The sequence below is a fragment of the Streptomyces sp. NPDC059994 genome (assembly GCF_042737755.1).
Taxonomy (GTDB): Bacteria; Actinomycetota; Actinomycetes; order Streptomycetales; family Streptomycetaceae; genus Streptomyces.
Genome location: NZ_JBHWUR010000073.1, coordinates 1 through 19,656, shown reverse-complemented (window position 1 = coordinate 19,656; position 19,656 = coordinate 1). Strand labels below are relative to the sequence as shown.

Annotated in this window: 17 protein-coding genes and 1 pseudogene; 7 read left to right on the top strand and 11 right to left on the bottom strand. The window is 72.2% G+C overall.

Features of this window, described 5'->3' with window-relative positions; translation table 11 throughout:
• Nucleotides 1-17: 17 nt before the first annotated feature.
• Nucleotides 18-1,553: an SDR family NAD(P)-dependent oxidoreductase gene (locus ACFWA7_RS28420; protein ID WP_385825861.1), complete on the bottom strand. Its 1,536-nt coding sequence runs from the start codon at nucleotides 1,551-1,553 to the stop codon at nucleotides 18-20.
• 117 nt (nucleotides 1,554-1,670) lie between these two features.
• Entirely contained in the window at nucleotides 1,671-2,363 is a 693-nt protein-coding gene (locus tag ACFWA7_RS28415; protein ID WP_385825859.1) for a (2Fe-2S)-binding protein, read from the bottom strand.
• Between the two features lie 320 nt (nucleotides 2,364-2,683).
• Here ACFWA7_RS28415 and ACFWA7_RS28410 point away from each other — a divergent pair, with 320 nt between their 5' ends.
• Complete coding sequence (locus ACFWA7_RS28410; protein WP_385543419.1) at nucleotides 2,684-3,625, top strand: DMT family transporter; 942 nt, start codon at nucleotides 2,684-2,686, stop codon at nucleotides 3,623-3,625.
• On the opposite strand, the gene ACFWA7_RS28405 is transcribed toward ACFWA7_RS28410, so the two are convergent.
• The gene (locus ACFWA7_RS28405) at nucleotides 3,595-4,812 is read right to left on the bottom strand and encodes a transglycosylase family protein (protein ID WP_385825857.1); all 1,218 of its coding nucleotides are present in this window, start codon (nucleotides 4,810-4,812) and stop codon (nucleotides 3,595-3,597) included. The two genes, ACFWA7_RS28410 and ACFWA7_RS28405, sit on opposite strands and share 31 nt — an antisense overlap.
• A gap of 164 nt (nucleotides 4,813-4,976) precedes the next feature.
• On the opposite strand from ACFWA7_RS28405, the gene gndA reads away from it, so the two are divergent.
• Nucleotides 4,977-6,419, top strand: coding sequence for an NADP-dependent phosphogluconate dehydrogenase (gndA, locus tag ACFWA7_RS28400; RefSeq protein WP_385543413.1), 1,443 nt, complete (start codon nucleotides 4,977-4,979; stop codon nucleotides 6,417-6,419).
• A 58-nt stretch (nucleotides 6,420-6,477) separates the two neighbouring features.
• On the opposite strand, the gene ACFWA7_RS28395 is transcribed toward gndA, so the two are convergent.
• From ACFWA7_RS28395 to ACFWA7_RS28375, 5 genes and pseudogenes are all read right to left on the bottom strand, one after another.
• Nucleotides 6,478-7,107 (bottom strand): aspartate/glutamate racemase family protein, encoded by a 630-nt coding sequence (locus ACFWA7_RS28395; RefSeq protein WP_385825855.1) that lies wholly within the window; start codon nucleotides 7,105-7,107, stop codon nucleotides 6,478-6,480.
• 15 nt (nucleotides 7,108-7,122) lie between these two features.
• Nucleotides 7,123-7,581 carry an aspartate 1-decarboxylase gene (panD, locus tag ACFWA7_RS28390; protein WP_385825853.1) on the bottom strand — a complete coding sequence of 153 codons (459 nt, stop codon included), beginning with the start codon at nucleotides 7,579-7,581 and terminating at the stop codon, nucleotides 7,123-7,125.
• A 162-nt stretch (nucleotides 7,582-7,743) separates the two neighbouring features.
• Entirely contained in the window at nucleotides 7,744-8,328 is a 585-nt protein-coding gene (locus ACFWA7_RS28385; RefSeq protein ID WP_385825851.1) for a DoxX family membrane protein, read from the bottom strand.
• Nucleotides 8,329-8,459: 131 nt separating this feature from the next.
• Nucleotides 8,460-9,392 (bottom strand): M56 family metallopeptidase, encoded by a 933-nt coding sequence (locus ACFWA7_RS28380; protein WP_385825849.1) that lies wholly within the window; start codon nucleotides 9,390-9,392, stop codon nucleotides 8,460-8,462.
• Nucleotides 9,393-9,505: 113 nt separating this feature from the next.
• A pseudogene (locus tag ACFWA7_RS28375) lies at nucleotides 9,506-9,904 on the bottom strand (BlaI/MecI/CopY family transcriptional regulator); the annotation flags it as partial.
• Nucleotides 9,905-10,020: 116 nt separating this feature from the next.
• Between ACFWA7_RS28375 and ACFWA7_RS28370 the strand changes: the two are divergent.
• Genes ACFWA7_RS28370 through ACFWA7_RS28360 form a run of 3 tightly spaced genes read left to right on the top strand, consistent with a single transcriptional unit; the run spans nucleotide 10,021 to nucleotide 11,923 of the window.
• Nucleotides 10,021-10,686, top strand: coding sequence for a DedA family protein (locus ACFWA7_RS28370; RefSeq protein ID WP_385543400.1), 666 nt, complete (start codon nucleotides 10,021-10,023; stop codon nucleotides 10,684-10,686).
• Nucleotides 10,686-11,267 (top strand): phosphatase PAP2 family protein, encoded by a 582-nt coding sequence (locus ACFWA7_RS28365; protein WP_385543397.1) that lies wholly within the window; start codon nucleotides 10,686-10,688, stop codon nucleotides 11,265-11,267. Before ACFWA7_RS28370 ends, ACFWA7_RS28365 begins: the two co-directional genes overlap by 1 nt.
• The gene (locus tag ACFWA7_RS28360; RefSeq protein WP_385543394.1) at nucleotides 11,264-11,923 is read left to right on the top strand and encodes a phosphatase PAP2 family protein; all 660 of its coding nucleotides are present in this window, start codon (nucleotides 11,264-11,266) and stop codon (nucleotides 11,921-11,923) included. Before ACFWA7_RS28365 ends, ACFWA7_RS28360 begins: the two co-directional genes overlap by 4 nt.
• Before the next feature lie 32 nt (nucleotides 11,924-11,955).
• Here ACFWA7_RS28360 and ACFWA7_RS28355 read toward each other — a convergent pair whose 3' ends face one another.
• From ACFWA7_RS28355 to ACFWA7_RS28345, 3 genes are all read right to left on the bottom strand, one after another.
• Nucleotides 11,956-12,156, bottom strand: a complete 201-nt coding sequence (locus ACFWA7_RS28355) for a hypothetical protein (protein WP_385543391.1) — start codon at nucleotides 12,154-12,156, stop codon at nucleotides 11,956-11,958.
• 89 nt (nucleotides 12,157-12,245) lie between these two features.
• Nucleotides 12,246-13,496: a hypothetical protein gene (locus ACFWA7_RS28350; RefSeq protein WP_385543388.1), complete on the bottom strand. Its 1,251-nt coding sequence runs from the start codon at nucleotides 13,494-13,496 to the stop codon at nucleotides 12,246-12,248.
• A 1,030-nt stretch (nucleotides 13,497-14,526) separates the two neighbouring features.
• The gene (locus ACFWA7_RS28345; protein ID WP_385825847.1) at nucleotides 14,527-15,354 is read right to left on the bottom strand and encodes an alpha/beta fold hydrolase; all 828 of its coding nucleotides are present in this window, start codon (nucleotides 15,352-15,354) and stop codon (nucleotides 14,527-14,529) included.
• 61 nt (nucleotides 15,355-15,415) lie between these two features.
• Between ACFWA7_RS28345 and ACFWA7_RS28340 the strand changes: the two genes are divergently transcribed.
• Together ACFWA7_RS28340 and ACFWA7_RS28335 are read left to right on the top strand one after the other, a co-directional pair.
• Nucleotides 15,416-15,835, top strand: a complete 420-nt coding sequence (locus ACFWA7_RS28340) for a MarR family winged helix-turn-helix transcriptional regulator (RefSeq protein ID WP_385825845.1) — start codon at nucleotides 15,416-15,418, stop codon at nucleotides 15,833-15,835.
• A 1,718-nt stretch (nucleotides 15,836-17,553) separates the two neighbouring features.
• The gene (locus tag ACFWA7_RS28335) at nucleotides 17,554-19,353 is read left to right on the top strand and encodes an amidohydrolase (protein WP_385825843.1); all 1,800 of its coding nucleotides are present in this window, start codon (nucleotides 17,554-17,556) and stop codon (nucleotides 19,351-19,353) included.
• Nucleotides 19,354-19,656: the final 303 nt, after the last annotated feature.

The window sequence follows — 19,656 nt, the reverse complement described above, 5'->3', positions numbered from 1 at the left end:
CGCCTGCCCGGTGCGGTCTACCAGTTCCCGGGCGCGTAGTCCTTCATGAAGACGCTGTGCAGGTCCTCGCCCGCCTCGCCGCGCACGATCGGGTCGTACACGCGCGCGGCGCCGTCGACCAGGTCGAGCGGGGCGTGGAAGCCCTCCTCGGCGAGCCGCAGCTTGTCGTGGTGCGGGCGCTCGTCGGTGATCCAGCCGGTGTCGACCGAGGTCATCAGGATCTTGTCGGTCTCGAACATCTCCTGGCCGCTGGTCCGGGTGACCATGTTCATGGCGGCCTTGGCGGCGTTGGTGTTGGGGTGCCCGGCGCCCTTGTAGCCGCGGCTGAAGACGCCCTCCATCGCGGAGACGTTCACCACGTAGGCGCGGCCGTTCGGCGCCTTGCGGGCGGCCTCGGCCATCACCGGGCGGAGCATGCTGATCAGGATGAACGGCGCGGTGTAGTTGCACAGCTGGGTTTCAAGCAGCTCGACCGGGGAGATCTGGTCGATGGACTGCACCCAGGTGTTGGTGTCGACGACGTCCGGGAGCAGGCCGCCCGCGTCGATGGCGGTGCCGTCGTGGTGCCGGGCGATGCTGGCGTTGCCCGCGACCAGGGCGAGGTCGGCGACCCGCTGGGCGTCGAGGCCGGAGGTGCCGAGCGGCAGCGCGGCCGGTCCGCCGAGGTCACTGACCGCGCCGGAGTTGAAGGCGCCGATGACGTGGTGGGCGGGGAGCTCCCCGGCGGGCAGCGGGGCGCCCTCGCCGTCGACCAGGGCCGCGTAGGCGGAGGGCAGCCGGCGCACCGTCTGGGTGGCGTTGTTGATCAGGATGTCCAGCGGGCCCTGCTCCGCCGTCTGCTCGGCCAGGGCGACCACCTGCGCCGGGTCGCGCAGGTCGATGCCGACGACTTCGAGGCGGTGCATCCACTCCGCGGAGTCCTCCATCGCCTTGAAGCGGCGGATGGCGTCCTTGGGGAAGCGCGTGGTGATGGTGGTGTGGGCGCCGTCGCGCAGCAGCCGCAGTGCGATGTACATGCCGATCTTGGCCCGGCCGCCGGTGAGCAGCGCGCGCTTGCCGCTGAGGTCGGTGCGGGCGTCCCGGCGGAAACGGTTCTCGGCGGCGCACTTCTGGCAGAGCTGGTGGTAGAAGTAGTCGACCTCGACGTACCGCGACTTGCAGATGTAGCAGGAGCGCGGGCGCTGGAGTATCCCGGCGATCTCTCCGGTGGGGGTCGCGGACGACGGCAGGATGCCCTCGGTCTCGTCGTCGATGCGCTCGGCGGAGCCGGTGGCGGTGGCCTCGGTGACGGCCCGGTCGTGGGCGGTCTTGGCGGCCCGGCGCTCCTGGCGGCGGCGCTGCTTCACGGTCCGGTAGATCGCGGCGGTGGCGCGGCGCACGGCGATCGCGTCCGGGTGGTCGACCTCGATGGTGTCGAGCTCGTCCAGCACGCCGAGGCAGACGGCGAGGCGCTCCGGGTCGATGCCGGGGCCGTACTCCACGTCGGGTTCGCCGGGCTCCTGGCCGATGCCGGGACCGTACCCCTGGTCCTGGATGTCCTCTGTCACCGTCATCGCCGTCGCCGTTCCTCGGTCATGTGTGCGGTCTCGCCCGCGAGTGGAAGTTCCCAAAAGCGGAATCGTACGGAGCGAGGGCGCCGCACACCAAACCGCGGGCTTCCCGGCCCCCGCTCAGCCGTGTACGGGCGGCCGGTCGAAGACGCAGTCGCCGCACAGTCCCGCGCCCGGGCAGCGGTAGTAGAGGCAGCAGCTGCGGCGCCGGAAGGCCGGGCCGGGGAGCAGGGTGCCGGTGCCCGCCAGATCGGGGTGGGCGAAGAGCTCCGCGCCGAGCTCCAGCGCCCGCCGGGCCACGTCGGGGCGGCCCTCGCGCCGCGCCCAGCGGTGCAGCTCACGGACGGCCCCGGCGAGCGCGGAGCCCGCGTTCCCCCACAGCAGGCCGGAGGAGACGGGGGTGTCGCGGCGGAAGGCCTCGGCGAGCGGGACGAGGTGGCCGTACTGGACGCTCTCGCGGATCCGCTCGGCGGTGCCGGGCAGCGCCCGGACCTCGTCGAGCACCAGGTCGTCGGGGGCGCCGCGGCCGCCGTCCCAGGACAGGGCCCGCGGATCGAGGTCGGGCAGCTCGCCGTGGAGCACGGCGGACCCGAGGGAGACCGACCAGAGCCGGGCGACGAGTCCCAGGTGGGCGATGGAGGCGGCGGTCCGGCGCTCGGGCGCGCGCAGGGCGGCCGCGACGGTGTCGATCCGGGCCGCCAGCGGGCCGCCCTCGCCCGCGTAAAGCCTCGCCAGCGGCAGGTGCGCGCCGTCGGCCGGTCCGGTGCGCAGCGCGAAGAACCCGCCCACCGATGCCACCGCCGCCAGATCCACCACTCGTCCCCTTTTCTTTCCGCCCGCGGGCGGCGCCCCCTGGAAGACCCCTGGAAGACCTCTGGAAGACATGACGTGCCCGCGCCAGGACCGCCGTGATTCTTACAGATTTTCGACCGAACTTACGTACGACTACTACCGGACATCCCATGTCGCACGCTTGGCCGAAATGCCCTAAACACACCCGCCCTCACCAGCAGTTGTACCGAATGTCCGATGTATGGACGACTTCTGGAGTAGACGCGTACTCCTATGGCAGTACGTGTCAATGCGGTCTCAAGGACGACGACGGAAGGCGATTCGCGAGAGATCGTGGATGCATGAGTGCCCTTGCCCTGTCCGTGCTGCTCTCCCTGGTCTCCGCCGTCGCCTACGCGGCCGCGGCGATCGTCCAGGAGCGCGTGGCCGCGGCCACCCCCGACAGCACCTACCTCCGCCAAGGCGCCTGGTGGGTCTCCGTGGCACTCAACGGTCTCGGCGCCCTGCTGCACGTCGTGGCACTCGCCTGCGGGCCGCTCACCCTCGTCCAGCCGCTGGGCGCGCTGACCATAGTCTTCGCGCTGCCGATGGCCGCCGTCTTCGTCCGCCGCGCGGCGGGCGCGGCGGCCTGGCGCGGCGCGGTCATGGCGACGGCCGGCCTCGCCGGGCTGCTCGCCCTCACCACCGACGCGGACGCCGACTCGGTCGGCGGCGGCCAGCGGCTGCTCCTCGCCGCGGCCACCTTCGGCGGGATGGCGGTGCTCTTCCTCGCCTCGCGCGCGGTGCACGGGCCGGTGCTGCGCAGCGTGCTGCTCGCCGCCGCGGCCGGTGTCTCCTTTGGCATGGCGTCGGTCTTCACCAAGCTGGTGGCCGAGGACTGGGACGCGGGCCTCCAGCTCAGCGAGGTGCCCAGCCTGCTGGCCATAGCGGTGCTCGCCGCCGCCGGTCTGCTGCTCTCCCAGGCCTCCTACCGGGGCGCCGGCCTCGCGGCGCCGCTGGCGACCGTCACCGTCGTCAACCCGGTGGTCGCCGCGACCGTCGGGCTCACCCTCTTCGGCGAGGAGTTCCGCTACGGGACGGCCGGTCTGGTCTTCGCCCTCGCCAGCGGCGTCGTGGCGGCGGGCGGTCTGATCCTGCTCACCACCGAGCGGCTGGGCGCGGCCTCCCGCCGCTCACGCACCGAGCACAAGACGCTGCCGGGCATCCCGGCGCCCGGCCAGAGCGCCGAGAGCGCCACGAGCACCGAGTCCGATCAGAGGCTGACGCCACCCGCCCTGAGGTAGGCCAGCGGGTCGATGTCCGACCCGTAGGCGGGCCCGGTGCGGATCTCGAAGTGGAGATGCGGCCCGGTGGCGTTGCCGGTGGAGCCGGAACGGCCGATGCGCTGGCCGCTGTTGACCTGCTGTCCGGCCCGTACGTTCACCGCCGAGAGATGGCCGTACTGGCTGTACTTGCCGTCGGCGTGCCGGATCACGACCTGATAGCCGTACGAGCCGCCCCAGCCCGCCTCGACGACCTTGCCGGTGGCCACGGCCTTCACCGAGGTCCCGGTGGAGACGGGGAAGTCGACGCCCGTGTGGTAGCCGCTCGCCCAGGACGAACCGGCCTTGTGGTACGGGGTGCTGGGGCCCGCGTCGACGGGCGCGGAGAACCCGGCGGTCTTGTGGCTGACCGGGGCCGTCCTCGGGTGCTCCTTGTGCGGGGCGGCGGGCTTCGCGGGCTGCGGCTTGACCGGCTGATGCTTGGCCGGCTGGTGCTTGGCCGGCTGATGCTTGGCCGGCTGGTGTGCCGGCGCGGGGCGCGCCTTCGGCGGGGCGGCGGTGTCCGGGAGCGCGAGGCGCTGGCCGGGCAGGATCAGGTCCGGGTTCGGGCCGACGACCTCACGGTTGGCGGTGTACAGCTCGTGCCAGCCGCCCCTGACGTGCTCGGTGTGGGCGATCCGGGAGAGCGAGTCGCCGCGCACGACCGTGTACCCCTCGCGCTTGCCCGGGGCCTTGGTGGGGTCGGTCTGCGGCGTGGCCTTCCTGGCCGTCTTCTTCGGCGCGGGCGCGGTCGCGTGGTGCGACTGCGCCGCCGGGGTGGCGTGTGCGGCGCCCCGGGTCAGCCCCGCCTCGCCCGAGCAGACCGGCCAGGCGCCCGGGCCCTGGGCCTCCAGCACCTTCTCCGCGACGGCTATCTGCTCGCTCCTGGAGGCCAGGTCGGCGCGCGGGGCGTACTGCCGTCCGCCGTAGGCCACCCAGGTCGACTGGCTGAACTGGAGCCCGCCGTAGTAGCCGTTGCCGGTGTTGATCTTCCAGTTGTCGGTGGACTCGCAGGCCGCGACCTTGGCCCAGACGTCCAGCGAGGCGGCGTGCGCGGCGCCCGCGCCGATCAGGGGCAGGGCCATGCCCGCCCCGCCCGCCGTCACCGTCAGCGACGCCCGGTTGATACGGCTCGGCTGATACCGGCGGTGCCGCCCGCGTACGGACATGGGTCCCCCTCGAACGCATCGGGAGTCGCCAAAGTAGGGGCTCTGAACGGACCGTGACAAGAGTGCGTACCCACGCTTCGAAGGGAATGCCGGCCGAGTCGCGGTGCTTGGAGTCTTCCGTAGGGTTGATCGAGCAGCGCACCCGATGATTCAGGAGCACAGCCATGAGTGGAACAGCCCAGATCGGCGTGACCGGACTCGCCGTCATGGGGCGCAACCTCGCCCGCAACTTCGCTCGCAACGGCCTCACGGTGGCGGTGCACAACCGGACGGCGGCCAAGACCCGGGCACTGGTCGAGGAGTTCGGCGAGGAGGGGCGGTTCGTGCCCGCCGAGACACCCGAGGAGTTCGTCGCCGCGCTGGAGCGGCCGCGCAGGCTGGTCGTCATGGTGAAGGCGGGCGAGCCCACGGACGCGGTGATCGAGGAGTTCGCGCCGCTGCTCGAACCCGGCGACGTCATCATCGACGGCGGCAACGCGCACTTCGAGGACACCCGGCGGCGCGAGCGCGAGCTGCGCGAGCGCGGCATCCACTTCGTGGGCGCGGGCGTCTCGGGCGGCGAGGAGGGCGCGCTGCACGGCCCGAGCATCATGCCGGGCGGCTCGGCCGAGTCGTACGAGTCGCTCGGCCCGCTCCTGGAGAAGATCGCGGCGAAGGCGCCGGACGGCACCCCGTGCGTGACACACGTCGGCCCGGACGGGGCCGGTCACTTCGTGAAGATGGTGCACAACGGCATCGAGTACGCCGACATGCAGCTGATCGCCGAGGCCTACCACCTGCTGCGCACGGTCGCCGGGTACTCCCCCGCCAAGATCGCGGAGACCTTCCGGGGCTGGAACACGGGCCGCCTCGACTCGTATCTGATCGAGATCACGGCGGAGGTGCTCGCCCATGAGGACGCGGCGAGCGGGAAGCCGTTCGTCGACGTCGTCCAGGACCGGGCCGAGCAGAAGGGCACGGGCCGGTGGACCGTGCAGATCGCGCTCGACCTCGGCGTGCCGGTCTCCGGCATCGCCGAGGCGGTGTTCGCGCGCTCCCTCTCCGGCCACGCGGACCTGCGCGAGGCGTCCCGCGCGCTCGCCGGACCCGCGCCCGAGCCGCTCGGCGAGAAGGCCGCCGAGGCCTTCGCCGCCCAGGTGGAGCAGGCGCTGTACGCCTCGAAGATCGTGTCGTACACCCAGGGCTTCCACCAGATCCGGGCGGGCAGCGAGCAGTACGAGTGGGGTGTGGACCTCGGCTCGGTGGCCGCGATCTGGCGTGCCGGGTGCATCATCCGGGCGGCCTTCCTGGACCGGATCCGGGCCGCGTACGACGCCGAGCCCGAGCTGGTGAGCCTGCTCGCGGACAAGCGGTTCGGCGAGGAGATCGGGGCGGCCCAGGAGGACTGGCGCGCGGTGGTCGTGGCGGCGACGCGCCAGGGCGTCCCGGTGCCGGGCTTCTCGGCGGCGCTCGCGTACTACGACGCGCTGCGGGCCGAGCGGCTGCCCGCGGCGCTCACGCAGGGGCAGCGGGACTTCTTCGGGGCGCACACCTATCGCCGGGTGGACCGCGAGGGCTCGTTCCACACGCTGTGGGGCGGGGACCGTACGGAGGTCGAGGCGGGCTGAGCGAGCGGGCGCGGTCCGGGGGCGCTCCGGTTGCGGAATGCCCCCGGACCACGCGCGCTCACACCAGCTTCGCCGCCGCCTCCAGGCCGAGGCGCGGGCTGGACAGCACCGGGATCTTCGACGGGACCAGCTGCGCCCCCGGTGTCATGGAGGCCTGGGCCAGGACGATGACGTCCGCGTCCTCGACCTCCTCGATGGCCTCGGCCACCGCCCACGCGTAGCCCTCAAGGTCGCCCTTCTCGAAGCGGCGCCAGGCGTCGGCCACCAGGACCGTCCGCAGCGAGACCTCACGGCCCGCCGCGGCCGCCTCCTCATGGAGCAGGTCCGAGGTCGGGCGCAGGCTGGCTTCCAGGGCGGCGAGGACCGCGATCCGGGAGCCGTACGCGACCGCCGCCGCGGCCATCGGGCGGTCCACCCGCAGGACGGGCACGCCGAGTTCGGCCCCGGCCGCCTCGGCGACGGCGCCGATCGTCGAGCAGGTGCACAGCACGGCCGTCGCGCCCTCGGCGGTGATCTCGGAGATGACCGTCCTGGTGGCCTCGGCGGCCCCGGCCGGGCCGAGCCCGCGGGCGCGGCCGAGCAGTTCCTCGTAGACCAGGTGGCGCAGTTCGAGGCCGGGGTGGTTCTCGTCGCGCAGGGCGTTGAAGACCGGCACGTGCACCATCGAGGTGTGCAGCAGCGCGAGCATGACGTCTCTCCCGGATCAGTGCTGGGGAACGGCGACGGGGCTGGAAGGGGCGGGGACGGGGGCGACGGCTTGCGGACTGCGTCGCTGGTCGGTGCCGGGCACCGGGGCGGAGGCGTCTGCGCCGAGTTCGACGATGCGGTTGTCCGCGTCGACGTGGACGACGCTCGGGCGCAGGGTGCGCGCCTCGGCGTCGTCGACCTGGGCGTAGCTGATGAGGATCACCAGGTCGCCGGGGTGGACGAGGTGGGCGGCGGCACCGTTGATGCCGATGACGCCGGAGCCCCGCTCGCCCTCGATGACGTAGGTCTCCAGGCGGCCGCCGTTGTCGATGTCGACGATGTGGACGAGCTCGCCGGGCAGCAGATCGGCGGCTTCCATCAGCTCGGCGTCGACCGTCACCGACCCCACGTAGTGGAGGTCGGCCTGGGTCACGGTGGCCCGGTGGATCTTGGACTTGAACATGGTGCGCAGCACAGCGTCACTCCCTGCCGTACAAAGGGTCGCGCCCCCGGTCGGGGTACGCGCCGTCGACGGACAGAGTACGGCCCCGGTGCTCCGCGCGGGCCTGCGGCCTGCTCCTCGATCTCAACAGCCGCGCGAGTTGAATGCCCTGGGGCCGTTTTGTGGGCCGGCGGTTTACGCGGTCGTCCCGGCCTCCGGTGACGCGTCGGCCTCCGCCACCCGCTCGCCCTCGGAGTCGCTGTCGTTCTTGTCCTGCGTCCTGTCCTGCGCGCGCCGGCCCACGACCAGGGCGGCCGCCGCCGCGCTGCCGAGGAACGCCAGGGCGACCGTCCACGGCCGGTCCACGACGTGGCCGGAGGCGTGGTCGAGGGAGTAGCGCCCGGCCCCGGCGACGCCGATCGCGGCGGCCGTGAAGCCGAGGAACGCCGGGTACTCGAAGCCGCCGCCCTGGGCGAAGAACCCGGCCGGGGCGTGCACGGCGACCGCGCCCGCCATCGCTCCGGCCGCCGCGGCCCCGGCGGCCGGGGTGGCGAGGCCGAGGGCCAGGAGCACGCCCCCGCCCGCCTCGCCGAGCCCGGCGGCCACCGCGCTCTGCTTGCCGGGGCGGAAGCCCATGTGCTCCATCCCGGCGGCCGTGCCCTCGATCCCGCCGCCGCCGAACCAGCCGAAGAGCTTCTGGGTGCCGTGCGCCATGAGGACGGCGCCGGTGCCCGCCCGCAGGACCAGGAGTCCGAGGTCCCGTCGGTTGATGCATGTCATGGCTGCCTCCCGGGGTGGCCGTTCGTGGCGTGGCACGCCGTCACAGGCGTACGGGATCCACTCTCCGGGGCGCCGGGCGCCGGGCCTCAGCGTTGCTGGGCCGTTGGGGTGCCCCACGTGCGCTGTGCGGGTCAGTCCTCGCCCTGGGCCGTCTCGATGCCGCCGTGCAGATCGGCGGCGGCCTCCACCGCCGAGACCGCGGAGGCACAGAGGCAGGCGACCAGCGCGGCCGCTATCAGCCGGGCGCCGCGCGAGCGGAGTGGGGCGGCGCCCGGGCCGCGGTCCAGGAGCGCGGCGACCCGGCGCGGCACGGGCCCCGCGACCGCCGCGAGGGCCGCGCGCGGCCGCAGCGCGGCCTCTCCCGTACGGCTGGCGAGGGCCGCCCGGCCGATGGCGCGGGCGGCGAGCCCGCGGTCGCCCACGGCTCCGGCGGCGGCCTCGTCGGCGCAGCGCTCCAGGACGTATTCGAGCGGCGCGCGCAGCGAGCGGAGCGAGGGATGCAGATGCGCGGCGAGTTCGGCGGCGGCGAGGAAGAGGTGGTGGCGGCCGCGCAGATGGGCGCGCTCATGCGCGAACAGCGCTTCGCGCTCGGCCGGGTCGAGGGCGCGGAGCATGCCGGTGGTGACGACGATGCGGCCGGGGCGGCCGGGTAGCGCGTAGGCGTACGGGCAGGGGTCGCGCACCACGGCGAGCTCACCGGTGGAGGGCGCGAGGCGGCGGCGGGCGGCGCGCACTTCGCCGAGCCGGCGGCGGGCGGTGCGGATCAGGGCCACGCCGCAGAGGGTGAGCAGGGCGGCGGACGCGCAGGCGGCAGCCAGGGCGACGGCGCCGGGCACCTCGTCGAGCGGGGTCACCAGATGACCGAGGGCCGCGACGAACGGGAGCCGCAGGGCGCCCGCGAGAGCGAGCAGTCCGAGGGCGGCCGCCGAGCAGACGGCGAGGCCGGTCGAGGCGGCGGCGAGCAGCCAGGCGGCGGGCCTGGGCGGCAGCGCCTCGGCGAGCCGGCGCGCGGCCGGGACGGCGAGGAACGGCACGAGCAGCGGAATCCACACCGCGAAGATCATCCCCGGTCACCCCCGGCCAGGTTGCGGCCCGCGGCGCCCCGGTCGTGGCGCGAGGTGGCCCGGTCGTGGCCCGGCGTGGCCCGGTCGTTGGATATCGCCTCGCCGGACGCGCCCGCCTCCCCGTCCAGCAGGGTCCGCAGCAGTCGCTCGTCCTCGTCGCTGAGCTGCGAGACGAAGCGGGCGAGGACCGTGGAGCGGTCGTCCTCCTTGGCGAGTTCGGTGTGCATCCGGCGGGCGGTGAGGCCCGGCGAGTCCTCGGTGGGGGTGTAGGCGAAGCCCCGGCCGGAACGGCCTCGGGTGACGGTGCCCTTCTCGTAGAGCCGGGTGAGGATCGTCGTCACCGTGGTGCGGGCCAGGCTGCCGCCGAGCGCGCCCTGGACCTCGCCGGGCGTGAGCGGGCCTTCGGCGGCCCACAGCGCCGCGAGGACGCCCGCTTCCAGCTCACCGGCGGGCCGCCGGGCGTCGCCGCCCGCACGGTCGCCGAAGTGGCCGGACCCGTCAACGACCCCCATGGGAACGATCCTCCTCGATCTTTCGTCTACAGTTCTGTAGACCGTCTACACCACTGTAGTCAGTCGGGCTCCGCGCTGCTCGCGGCCCGAAAACCATTATGGGAGGGCCCACCGCCATGGCCGTACCCCTGTTCGCCGCCGCCCCCCAGGCCGTGAACGTGCTGGACGCGGGCTCGCTGCTCTCGGCGTTCGGCGCGATCGGCATCGCCGTCGTGCTGTTCGCCGAGACCGGGCTGCTCGTCGGCTTCTTCCTGCCCGGCGACTCGCTGCTGTTCACCGCCGGGCTGCTGTGCGTGCCGGGCGGCGACAGGCCGGTGTCGCTCTCCCTGCCGCAGGTCCTGCTCGCCTCCGTGACGGGCGCGCTCGTCGGAGCGCAGGTGGGGTACTGGATCGGCCGCCGCGGCGGCCGCGCGCTGCTGGCCCGCGCCAAGTCCCGCAAGCTCCACGAGGGCGCGGCCCGAGCCGAGGAGCTGCTCGGCAGGTACGGCCACGCGAAGGCGATCGTCCTGGCCCGCTTCGTCCCGATCGTACGGACCGTGCTCAACCCCCTCGCGGGCGTGCTCGGCGTCCCGGCCGGGGTCTTCGCGCTCTGGCAGGTCATCGGCGGCGCGGTGTGGACGTGCGGCCTGGTCCTCGGCGGGTACGCGCTGGGCTCGTCCATCCCGAACGTCGACCGCTATCTGCTGCCGCTCGTGGCGCTGGTCGTCGCCGTCTCGCTGCTCCCGATCGCCCTGGAAATCCTGCGCGCCCGCCGCGCCCGCACCACCGAGGAAACCCCCTGATGCACTTCGACAACGGGTGGTACACCTGGGTCACCGAGCTCGCGCAGGACGCACCTGGGCCGCTCGACACCGCCGTCCGGCTCTGGTCGGACTACGGCCTCGGGCTCTTCGCGGTCCTGATGGTCCTCGCCTGGTGGCGGGCCCGGTCGGCGGGCGGCGCCCGGCTCGCCATGGCGCTGGCCGCGCCGCTCGTCGTGGTCGCGGCCTTCGCCGTCAACGACCTGTTCAAGTCCGCCGTCCACGAACAGCGGCCCTGCCGGACCCTGCACGTGGTGACCGTGGAGGCCTGTCCGCCGCTGGGCGACTGGTCCTTCCCCAGCAACCACGCGGCGATCGCGGCCGCGGCCGCCGTGGCCGTACTGCTGGGCGACCGGCTCCTCGGCGCGATCGCCGTGCCCGCCGCGCTGCTGATGGCCGCCTCCCGGGTCTGGATCGGCGCGCACTATCCGCACGACGTCCTGGCCGGCCTGGCCGTCGGCGCCGTGGTCGCCCTGGTCCTCACCCTGCTCGCGGGCCGGGCCGCGCCGTTCGTGGACCGCCTCGGCGAAACCCGGCTGCGCCGGCTGGTGGCCGCCCGATGACAAGGGCCCGGCGCGTCGGGGCCGCAGTGTGCCTGCTGTTGTTCGTCCTGCTCACGGTGGTCGTCGCCGTGCGGGACGGGGCACCGCTGCCCGGCGACCGGGCCTCGCACGCCTGGGCGTTGGACCACCGGCCCCCGGTGGCTCTGGCGGTGGCCCGCGCGGTCACCGCCACCGGCACCGGGGCGCTCCCCTATCTGCTGGCCGTGGGCGCCGGGCTGCTGGCCGGCCGGGACGCCCGCCAGCGCCTGTGCGCGGCCGCCGGGGCACTCGCGGTCCTCGCCCTCGGCCAGGCCGTGCGGTACGGGGTGATGAACGCCGTCGCCCGCCCGCGCCCCGCGATGGCCGACTGGGCCACGCACGCCTCCGGCCACTCCTTCCCCTCCGGCCACGCCACCACCGCCGCACTGACGGCCGGGCTCGTGGCGTGGGGCGTGACCGCGCACTCCCGCTCGGCCTCCGCGCGCCTCACCGCCGGGCTGATCCTCCTGTGGGGCGCGGCGGTCGGCCTCTCCCGCGTCTACCTCGGGGTGCACTGGCTGACCGATGTTCTCGGGGGCTGGCTGTTCGCGGCGGTGTGGCTGACGCTGGGCACACTGGTGACGGCGCGGCACGTACCGGCCGAGATACGGCACGAGGAGCCGGTGCCGGGCCGCTGAGCGGCGCCGGGGGCCATTCCCCCTCGAACCGCTCAGCAGGCCGCCATGCAGGCCTCGCAGTAGCGGTCGGCGTCGGACAGATCCGGGTCCGGCGGGACCGCCGCCTCCGGGCGGCCGAGGGTGCGGCCGCACATCGTCCTCGGCTCGTCGGTGCTCATGACGTGCCAGAGCAGGGCGGCCCGGCCCGCGGCCCCGGCCCCGCCGGGGTCCCGCTCGGCTCTCATCTCGTGCACGACAGCGTCCCTTTCGTTTGCGTTTCAGGTGCGTCCGCGTTCAGCTGCGTCAGGTTCGCCCGGGCTCGCCCGGGCTCGCCCGGGCTCGTTCAAGCGGTCTTGAAGTAGGCGTTCCAGCCGCCCGCCGGGGCCTGGCCGACATCCAGCGCGCGCAGCCTGTCCAGCACGCGGGGGTCCTGGGCGTCGAGCCAGTCCACGAACTGGCGGAAGGACACCAGCCGTACGTCCTTCTTCCCGGCCATCCCCTTCAGGGCCTCCTCGACGGCGTCCATGTAGATGCCGCCGTTCCATTCCTCGAAGTGGTTGCCGATGTAGAACGGCGCGCGGTTCGTCTCGTACGCGCGCTGGAATCCGGCGAGGTAGGCGCGGGTCGCCTGCTCCCGCCAGCCCGGGTAGCGCGACGGCATGCCCCGGGTGGTGTTCTTCGACTGGTTGGCGAGGATGTTGTAGTCCATCGACAGCACCTCGAAGGAGTGCCCCGGGAAGGGCACGCCCTGGAGCGGCAGGTCCCAGACGCCCTGGCGCTTCTCGGGCCACACCTGGCGCCCGCCGGGCGAGGAGGCGTCGTAGCGCCAGCCGAGCTGCCGGGCGGTGGGCAGCAGGTTGTCCTGCCCGAGCAGACACGGCGTCCGGCCGCCGATCAGCTCCTTGCGGTAGTCGAAGGGCAGCGGGTCGAGGTCGTGCCAGCCGGTGTTGGTCCGCCACTCGGTGACGAAGGAGACGGCCTGCTCGATCTCGCTGCGCCACTGGCCGGGCGACCAGTTGGCCACCGAACCGGAACCGCCGCAGAAGTGCCCGTTGAAATGCGTCCCGATCTCATGGCCGTCGTACCAGGCTTCGCTCACGCATTTGAGCGTCTCGCGCACATGTGCGTCGGTCAGATAGCCGATGTCGGAGGCGCCGACCGGATTGTTCGGCGGCCGGTAGCGCGACTTGCTCGATTCGGGCAGGAGATAGATCCCGGAGAGGAAGAACGTCATCGAGGCGCCGTGGTTGCGGGCGAGCTCCAGAAAGCGCGGGAAGAGCCCGTTGCCGACTTCTCCGGCGCCGTCCCAGGAGAAGATCACGAACTGCGGCGGGGTCTCGCCCGGTTCGAGCCGTCGGGGCTTGTCGGGCTGGTGCGGCTGTCGGCCGGCATCGGCTGTCGAGCCGTCACCGATCAGCTTGACCTTGTGTTTTACCGGTGCTTTGGGTGCCGCCGGATGACCCGGCCCGTTCCCCGGCGAATGCGCTCGCCCCGCCGCGCCCCCTCGGTCTTCCGTACCGCAGCCAGCGGCCCCGGCCGTCGCGACGGCACCAAGTCCGGCCCCGAGCAGTCCCCTTCGGGTGATCTCGCGCATCGCCTCTCCTGTCAGTCGTCCCGCGGCCTTGATGTGCGGACCGGAGAGTTCTGAATTAACCCGATAGCCGATAACCGCCTCAGAGTACGACGCGTTCAACGTCTTTCACGGTAAACACAGAGGGGCCGCACCGGATTTCTCCAGGACGAGCTCAATTCCCGCGACCGGATGCGCACCACCCCGGAAACGGTTCATGAAGAGTGGTGCCGGCCGGCCGGCCCACCGGGAAGATGTGGGCCGTGCGGGCAACTGCGAACACCGGCACGCGGCGTGCGCCGACCGCGTCCCGGCTCTCGTCCCGGACCGGGGACCTCGACGAGGCACGCCAGGCGATCGGTGAGACGTACTACGCCAACTCCATCGACGTACTGGACCGCTCGCACCGGCTCGACGCCGCCTTCGAAGTGGCGCGGCTGGGGGGCCGCTGCCCCGGGCGACCTGCGCTGCGGCACCGATGTGCGCATGCGCTTCGGCGACTTGGGGCCTACCACGTCGACGTGGCGCACGGCGTGCACATCCGTACGTGCTGTGCGCCCATCACCATGGACACTGTTCCCCAAGTGGTCCCCAAGTGGTCCCCAGGGGGCACCACATGGCCATCGGGCCCGCCAGCCGTCACCGACGGCCACCAGGGGGAAAGCGGCTCACGAAGCGGTGTGGCCCCGCTTCCGTCCGGCTTGGCGTCACAGGTCGCGAATGACCTCATACCAACGCCAGGAGCCGTCCCGGTCGCGGTCCTCGTGCCCGCCGGGCTCCCAGTCCGCAGGCTCGCCCAGCTGCTTGATCAGGGCATCCGGATCGACAGGTACACGGCGTGCAAGGCCTCCCGCCACCGCTTCGACACCGAACGGGTGAAGCACTCTCACGCGAAGCCATCACCCGAACCCCACTCGGGCGGTTCGACCGGCCAGGCCGGTCCGGATCGGCGGCGGCCTTCCTGGCGAGCTCACCGATGGCGCCCTGATCCGTCACATGTCACAGCAGCCACGCCGCCGTGAACCCGTCCATCGGGCCTTCCCTGTCTCCGAAGTCACCGGCCTCGGCGCACGGTACCGGGCAGTCGGGCGCCGACGGGGTCGGCGCTCGTCCCGCGCAGGTAGCCGTCGATCGCGGCGAAGGTCGCTTCCGGCCGTTCCAGCTGTGGCAAGTGGCCTGCCTCGGGAATGACGTGGAGCCGGCCACGGCCGAAGGCTTCGGCGTACGCAGCGCCATAGGCAGGAGTGACAATGCGGTCGCTCTCACCCCAGAGCAGGAGAGCGGGCACATCGACACGCCGAAGTCGGCGGAGCAGCTTCGGGTCGTGCATGTTGGGGTCACCGGCAAGGAGGCGCAGAGTGGCCATGTTGTCGCGCTGAAGGGCGACTTGCCCGGCGGGCACCGTTTCGGGGGCGCGGTAGAAGCGGGCCGAGTCGTGCCAGGCGTACTCGGCCACGCCGAGGGCGTCGAGCGCGAAGAAGTCCCTGATCGGCTCGGCTTCGACGTGGACTCCGACGGGGTCGATCAGGACGAGCCCGGTGATGATTCCACCGGTGTCCCGTACGGCCATCTCCGCCGCGGTCCAGCCGCCGACCGAGGAACCGACGACCAGGACGTCCCGCAGTCCGCAGTCCTGGAGGTAGTGCAGGTAGGCGAGGGCGAGATCGTCGATGCCGGTCAGCCACTCCGGGCGGTGGGTACCGTCCCAACCGGGGTGTACCGGCGTGATGGCGTGCCCGGTTCGTGCGAGGTGGGACGCGAGCCCGGCGACGGTGGCCGGTCCCCCGCCGCCGTGCAGGATCAGGCAGGGCCGGCCGGTTCCGGCTTCGGTCAAGGTGAGGGACAGGTCCGAGTACAGGGCGACGTTCTTGTCTGAGGGCATGCCAGGACTCTAACTAAGCTTCCTTATATAAACAAGCTTAGTCATGCGCTAAACTGGGCGCATGCCCGATGAACTGCAGGCCCTTGGAAGAGCGGTGAAGCAGGCCCAGTACAAGCAGCACCGCGCACTGGACAGCCGCCTTGCCGCCGCCGGCACGACGCTGGCCCAGTGGGACGCCTTGCGCGCGATCAGCCGAGCGCCCGGGGCGTCGGCCCGCACCCTGGCCGCGGCGACGTTCCAGAGCGAGCAGGCCTTCGGTACGCTCGCCGGCCGCCTGTCGGCCCTTGGCCTGATCGACCGCAGGCCGGGCATCGGCCGGCGTATCGAGCACTACCTCACCCCTGTCGGCGAAGAGGTCCTGAACGCTGGACACCGGATCGCCGACGAGGTCCTCGCCTCGTGCTACTCGAATCTGTCCCCGGCCGACCGCACCGCGCTGCTCGCCCTGCTCCAACGCATCGACGGTGCCGCGGGCGCGTAGGCCGGCCGGCCCAAGAGCCACCTCGGACGGCTGCCCCCTCGCTCAGCGACTGCCTGGGTCACGGCCACCGCTGCTCGCCGGAACGGGTGCAGCAGGTTCCAGCCGGTGAGCACTGCCGGAGGCCGCGCATGGCGGCGAAAGATCGACTTCCGGGCTGAAGGCCGCTCCGCGAGACTCCGGGAAGGCCTTCTCCGAAGGAAGACCGAGGTGCGTGATGGCGGAATCGGAGGATGCCCTCACCATCGTGGAGAGCGTGCAACGTACCTAGAGGACACGCCGGTCAGGTGTCGGAGGATGCCCTCACCATCGCGGAGAGCGTGCAACGTACCTGGAGGACACGCTCGGTCAGGTGGACGCCGTCCCAGCGCAGACCGAGAGCCTCTCCATTGCGCATGCCGCCCCCACCGTCCTCGACCGGCTCCGGCAACTCTCCAAAGAGGCCCGTGTCCGCGGGTGACCGTTCACGGCCTGCGCCACCTGGCCGCCACGATCACCCATCACCGCCGGCGCCCCCTCACCGTCGTCTCCAAGACCCTGGGGCACTCCACCCTGTCGGCCACCGCCAACATCTACAGCCACCTCACCCAACAGGCCGCCCGAGAAGCCGTCGACGCCAACGCCCACACCCTCACCGGAGCCGAGAAAGCCCCCACGGCAGCGGCCATACAGCGTGGCTGCGACCACCATGGCCCCGGACACACGAAAGGCCGCCCTCTCATTAGCGAGAGAACGGCCTCCGACCTGCGTGAAGCAGAGTCGGGACGACAGGATTTGAACCTGCGCCCCCTTGACCCCCAGATCGATAAGTCGGAGGAAAAATCACGATATACGGCACAATCTGAAGGCGCGCAGCGTGCACATACGTACCTGCCGTGCGCCCACAGACGTGGGCGCTGGTCCCCAACTGGTCCCCAAGGGGCGCCACCTGACCCTCGGGCCCACCAGCCGTCACAGACGGGCGCCAGGGGAAAAGGCGCTCAGAAGGCGGTGTGGTGCCGCCTCTTTTCGGCTCGGCGTCGCAGGTCGAGGATGACCTCACGCCGACGCCAGGAGCCGCTCCCAGTCCGCGAGCTCTTCCAGCTGCTTGGTCAGGGCTTCCGGGTCGACGGGCGCGGTGTGCACGCTCGTCGTCGAAGTGCCGTGCAATGTCGTGCAGCCGGTGAGCGGCGCGGTAGTAGGGGAACTGGGTGTCGGTCAACCTGCGTACGGCACAGCTTCCGCACCTGCCACGCCAGCCTGAGTCGCCGCGGGCCAGCGGGTCCGACACGGTCAGGAGGTCGCCGCTCGATGCGAAGCCCCGGTCGCGTGTGTGTCGGCACAGGGGTGAATGCCCTTTGCCCTGGAGTCGCGAGTCCGAGTTCGTGGTGTACAGCTGCGCCTGGCGCAGGACCCATGGGCCCGCCGACTGCCACTCCGCCTCACCGCCCGATACGCCGCAGACGGGAGTGTCAGTTTCTTCCGGACAGTCCCGGTGGAGGGCTTCGCCGAGGGTCTCCCGCGAGACGATCAAGCACATATCCCGGCTGGCCGCGGTGCCGCCTCGGCCTCGCGCCTGCCGGCCCTGCCGCCACCGAAGGCCGACCCCGCCCCCAGCCAGCCTCGACGCCGAGGACCAGCCCACCGCCACATCCTGCGACAGCAGGCTGGGCCACGTTCATGGCCTGGTAACCATGGGTAGGCAAGCACGAACGGAACGTAAGCAGCAGGAGGGAATCGGAATGAGCGGTCAGCCGGTAGTGGCGACGGACACTGGCGATGTCCGGGCTGCGGCGCCATATGACGAGGCTGATGTCATCTTCCACGGCGGTGAGATCGTGACGGTCGCCGACGGGGTGCAGGAGTCCGCTCCCGGCCCCGAGGCGGTGGCCGTGAAGGACGGTGTCATCGTCCACGTCGGCGACTACCGGGAGGCCGTCAGCCGCTGGCAGGGGTCGCGAACGCAGGTGCGCGACCTCGGCGGTCGCGCTCTACTGCCGGGGTTCATCGACGCCCACGGCCACCTGGGCGGCATCGGGCTGCAGGCCACGCTCGCCAACCTGCTGGCTGCCCCTGACGGCGACGTCACCGACATCGCCTCGCTCCAGGAGAAGCTGCGCGCCTGGGCGAAGACCCCGGTGGGCCTTGCCTCCAAGTGGATCATCGGGTTCGGCTACGACGACGCCACGCTCGCCGACGGCCGTCACCCCACTCGCGAGGATCTCGACGCGGTGTCCACCACCCGGCCGGTGCTGGCCATCCACCAGTCCTTCCATCTCGGGGTGGTGAACAGCCGCGGCCTGCAGGTGTTGGGCTACACCAAGGCCACCGCGGACCCGGACGGCGGCGTGATTCGCCGTCATGTCGACCCGGTGGCCCGGCCGTTCGGTGAACCCAACGGCGTGCTGGAGGAGACCGCTTTCACCCCGGCCTCCGAAAAGGCCACCAAGGGCCTGCCGTTGACCGCACTGGCCGCCCTCTTCAGCAAGGGCGTGACGACGGCCGCGAGGTTCGGCTTCACGACCGTCCAGGAGGGCGGCGCCACGCTGGAGAATCTCCAGGCACTGCGGGACGCCGCAGCCGTCGTGCCGTTCAAGATCGACGTCGTCGCCTACGCGCGGGCCGACGAGGCGACGACCTCGCTGGAGGCGGACCCGGTCGGTGCGAGCCAGGAGTACAAGCGGGGTGTGCGGGCGGCCGGGGTGAAGATGTACCTGGACGGATCCCCGCAGGGCCGGACCGCTTGGCTCACCGAGCCCTACAAGGAGCGGCCGGAGGGCACACCCGAGGACTACTGCGGCTACCCCACCATCGAGGACCCCAAGGTCGTGCTGAACCAGGTGTGCACCGCGTACGCCAGGGGCTGGCAGGTGCTCGCGCACGTCAACGGGGACGCCGCGATCGACCAGTTCATCGATGCGCTCGATGCCGCCGCCAAGGAGGCCGGGCCCGGTGACCGGCGGACGGTGGCGATCCACGCCCAGACCGCCCGCGAGGACCAGATCGAGGATTTCGCTCGCCTGGGCGTTATCCCGTCCTTCTTCTCCATGCATACCTTCTACTGGGGCGACTGGTACCGCAAGACCGTCCTGGGGCCGGAGCGGGCCGCCACCATCTCCCCGGCCCGCTGGGCCGTCGACCGGCAGATGGTCTACACCTCGCACCACGACGCCCCGGTGGCCCTGCCGAACTCCATCGCCATCCTGTCCAGCCAGGTCACCCGCCGCACCCGCACCGACGACGTCATCGGGCCCGAGCAGTGCGTGTCGGCTCTGGATGCGGTCAGGTCCATCACCATCAACGCTGCCCACCAGTACTTCGAACAGGACCACAAGGGCAGCATCGAGGTCGGCAAACTCGCCGACCTGGTGATCCTCTCCGCGAACCCCCTGACGGTCGAACCGGAGAGGATCAAGGACATCACGGTGACCGAGACCATCAAGAAGGGAACCACCGTCCATCCCGCCGTCGCCACCAGCAGTGACGCTCCCGAGCTCGGACCGGGAGCTCCGGCCGACTACCAGTGGCACGGCTGCTGCTGACGGTCTTGCAGTCGCAGATTGCGTTCTGACCTGGGCGCCCCGGTCCAGCAGGCCAGCCGGCCGGGGTGAACTCGTCGTCCATGCTCGTCGAGGTCGGGCCGGGTTGCTGCAGCACCTGGGCGCCGCAATATCCGCGAGGATGCGCCAGGCGCGGGCATCGGCAGGGGTCGACCGCATCCCTCAAGTGCGGGCCCCCCCGGGCCCAAACCCCGGGGGGCCCGACCAACCAAGTACCATGGGGGCGGCCACGAATAGCAACACCAGAACAAAGACCACCCGGGTGGGGAACCGGCGGTGGACAGT

Coding starts and splice junctions, on each gene's coding strand:
- ACFWA7_RS28420 (WP_385825861.1), bottom strand. CDS start 1,553: ATGACGGTGACAGAGGACATCCAGGACCAGGGGTACGGTCCCGGCATC.
- ACFWA7_RS28410 (WP_385543419.1), top strand. CDS start 2,684: ATGAGTGCCCTTGCCCTGTCCGTGCTGCTCTCCCTGGTCTCCGCCGTC.
- ACFWA7_RS28405 (WP_385825857.1), bottom strand. CDS start 4,812: ATGTCCGTACGCGGGCGGCACCGCCGGTATCAGCCGAGCCGTATCAAC.
- gndA (WP_385543413.1), top strand. CDS start 4,977: ATGAGTGGAACAGCCCAGATCGGCGTGACCGGACTCGCCGTCATGGGG.
- ACFWA7_RS28395 (WP_385825855.1), bottom strand. CDS start 7,107: ATGCTCGCGCTGCTGCACACCTCGATGGTGCACGTGCCGGTCTTCAAC.
- ACFWA7_RS28385 (WP_385825851.1), bottom strand. CDS start 8,328: ATGACATGCATCAACCGACGGGACCTCGGACTCCTGGTCCTGCGGGCG.
- ACFWA7_RS28380 (WP_385825849.1), bottom strand. CDS start 9,392: ATGATCTTCGCGGTGTGGATTCCGCTGCTCGTGCCGTTCCTCGCCGTC.
- ACFWA7_RS28370 (WP_385543400.1), top strand. CDS start 10,021: ATGGCCGTACCCCTGTTCGCCGCCGCCCCCCAGGCCGTGAACGTGCTG.
- ACFWA7_RS28365 (WP_385543397.1), top strand. CDS start 10,686: ATGCACTTCGACAACGGGTGGTACACCTGGGTCACCGAGCTCGCGCAG.
- ACFWA7_RS28360 (WP_385543394.1), top strand. CDS start 11,264: ATGACAAGGGCCCGGCGCGTCGGGGCCGCAGTGTGCCTGCTGTTGTTC.
- ACFWA7_RS28350 (WP_385543388.1), bottom strand. CDS start 13,496: ATGCGCGAGATCACCCGAAGGGGACTGCTCGGGGCCGGACTTGGTGCC.
- ACFWA7_RS28345 (WP_385825847.1), bottom strand. CDS start 15,354: ATGCCCTCAGACAAGAACGTCGCCCTGTACTCGGACCTGTCCCTCACC.
- ACFWA7_RS28340 (WP_385825845.1), top strand. CDS start 15,416: ATGCCCGATGAACTGCAGGCCCTTGGAAGAGCGGTGAAGCAGGCCCAG.
- ACFWA7_RS28335 (WP_385825843.1), top strand. CDS start 17,554: ATGAGCGGTCAGCCGGTAGTGGCGACGGACACTGGCGATGTCCGGGCT.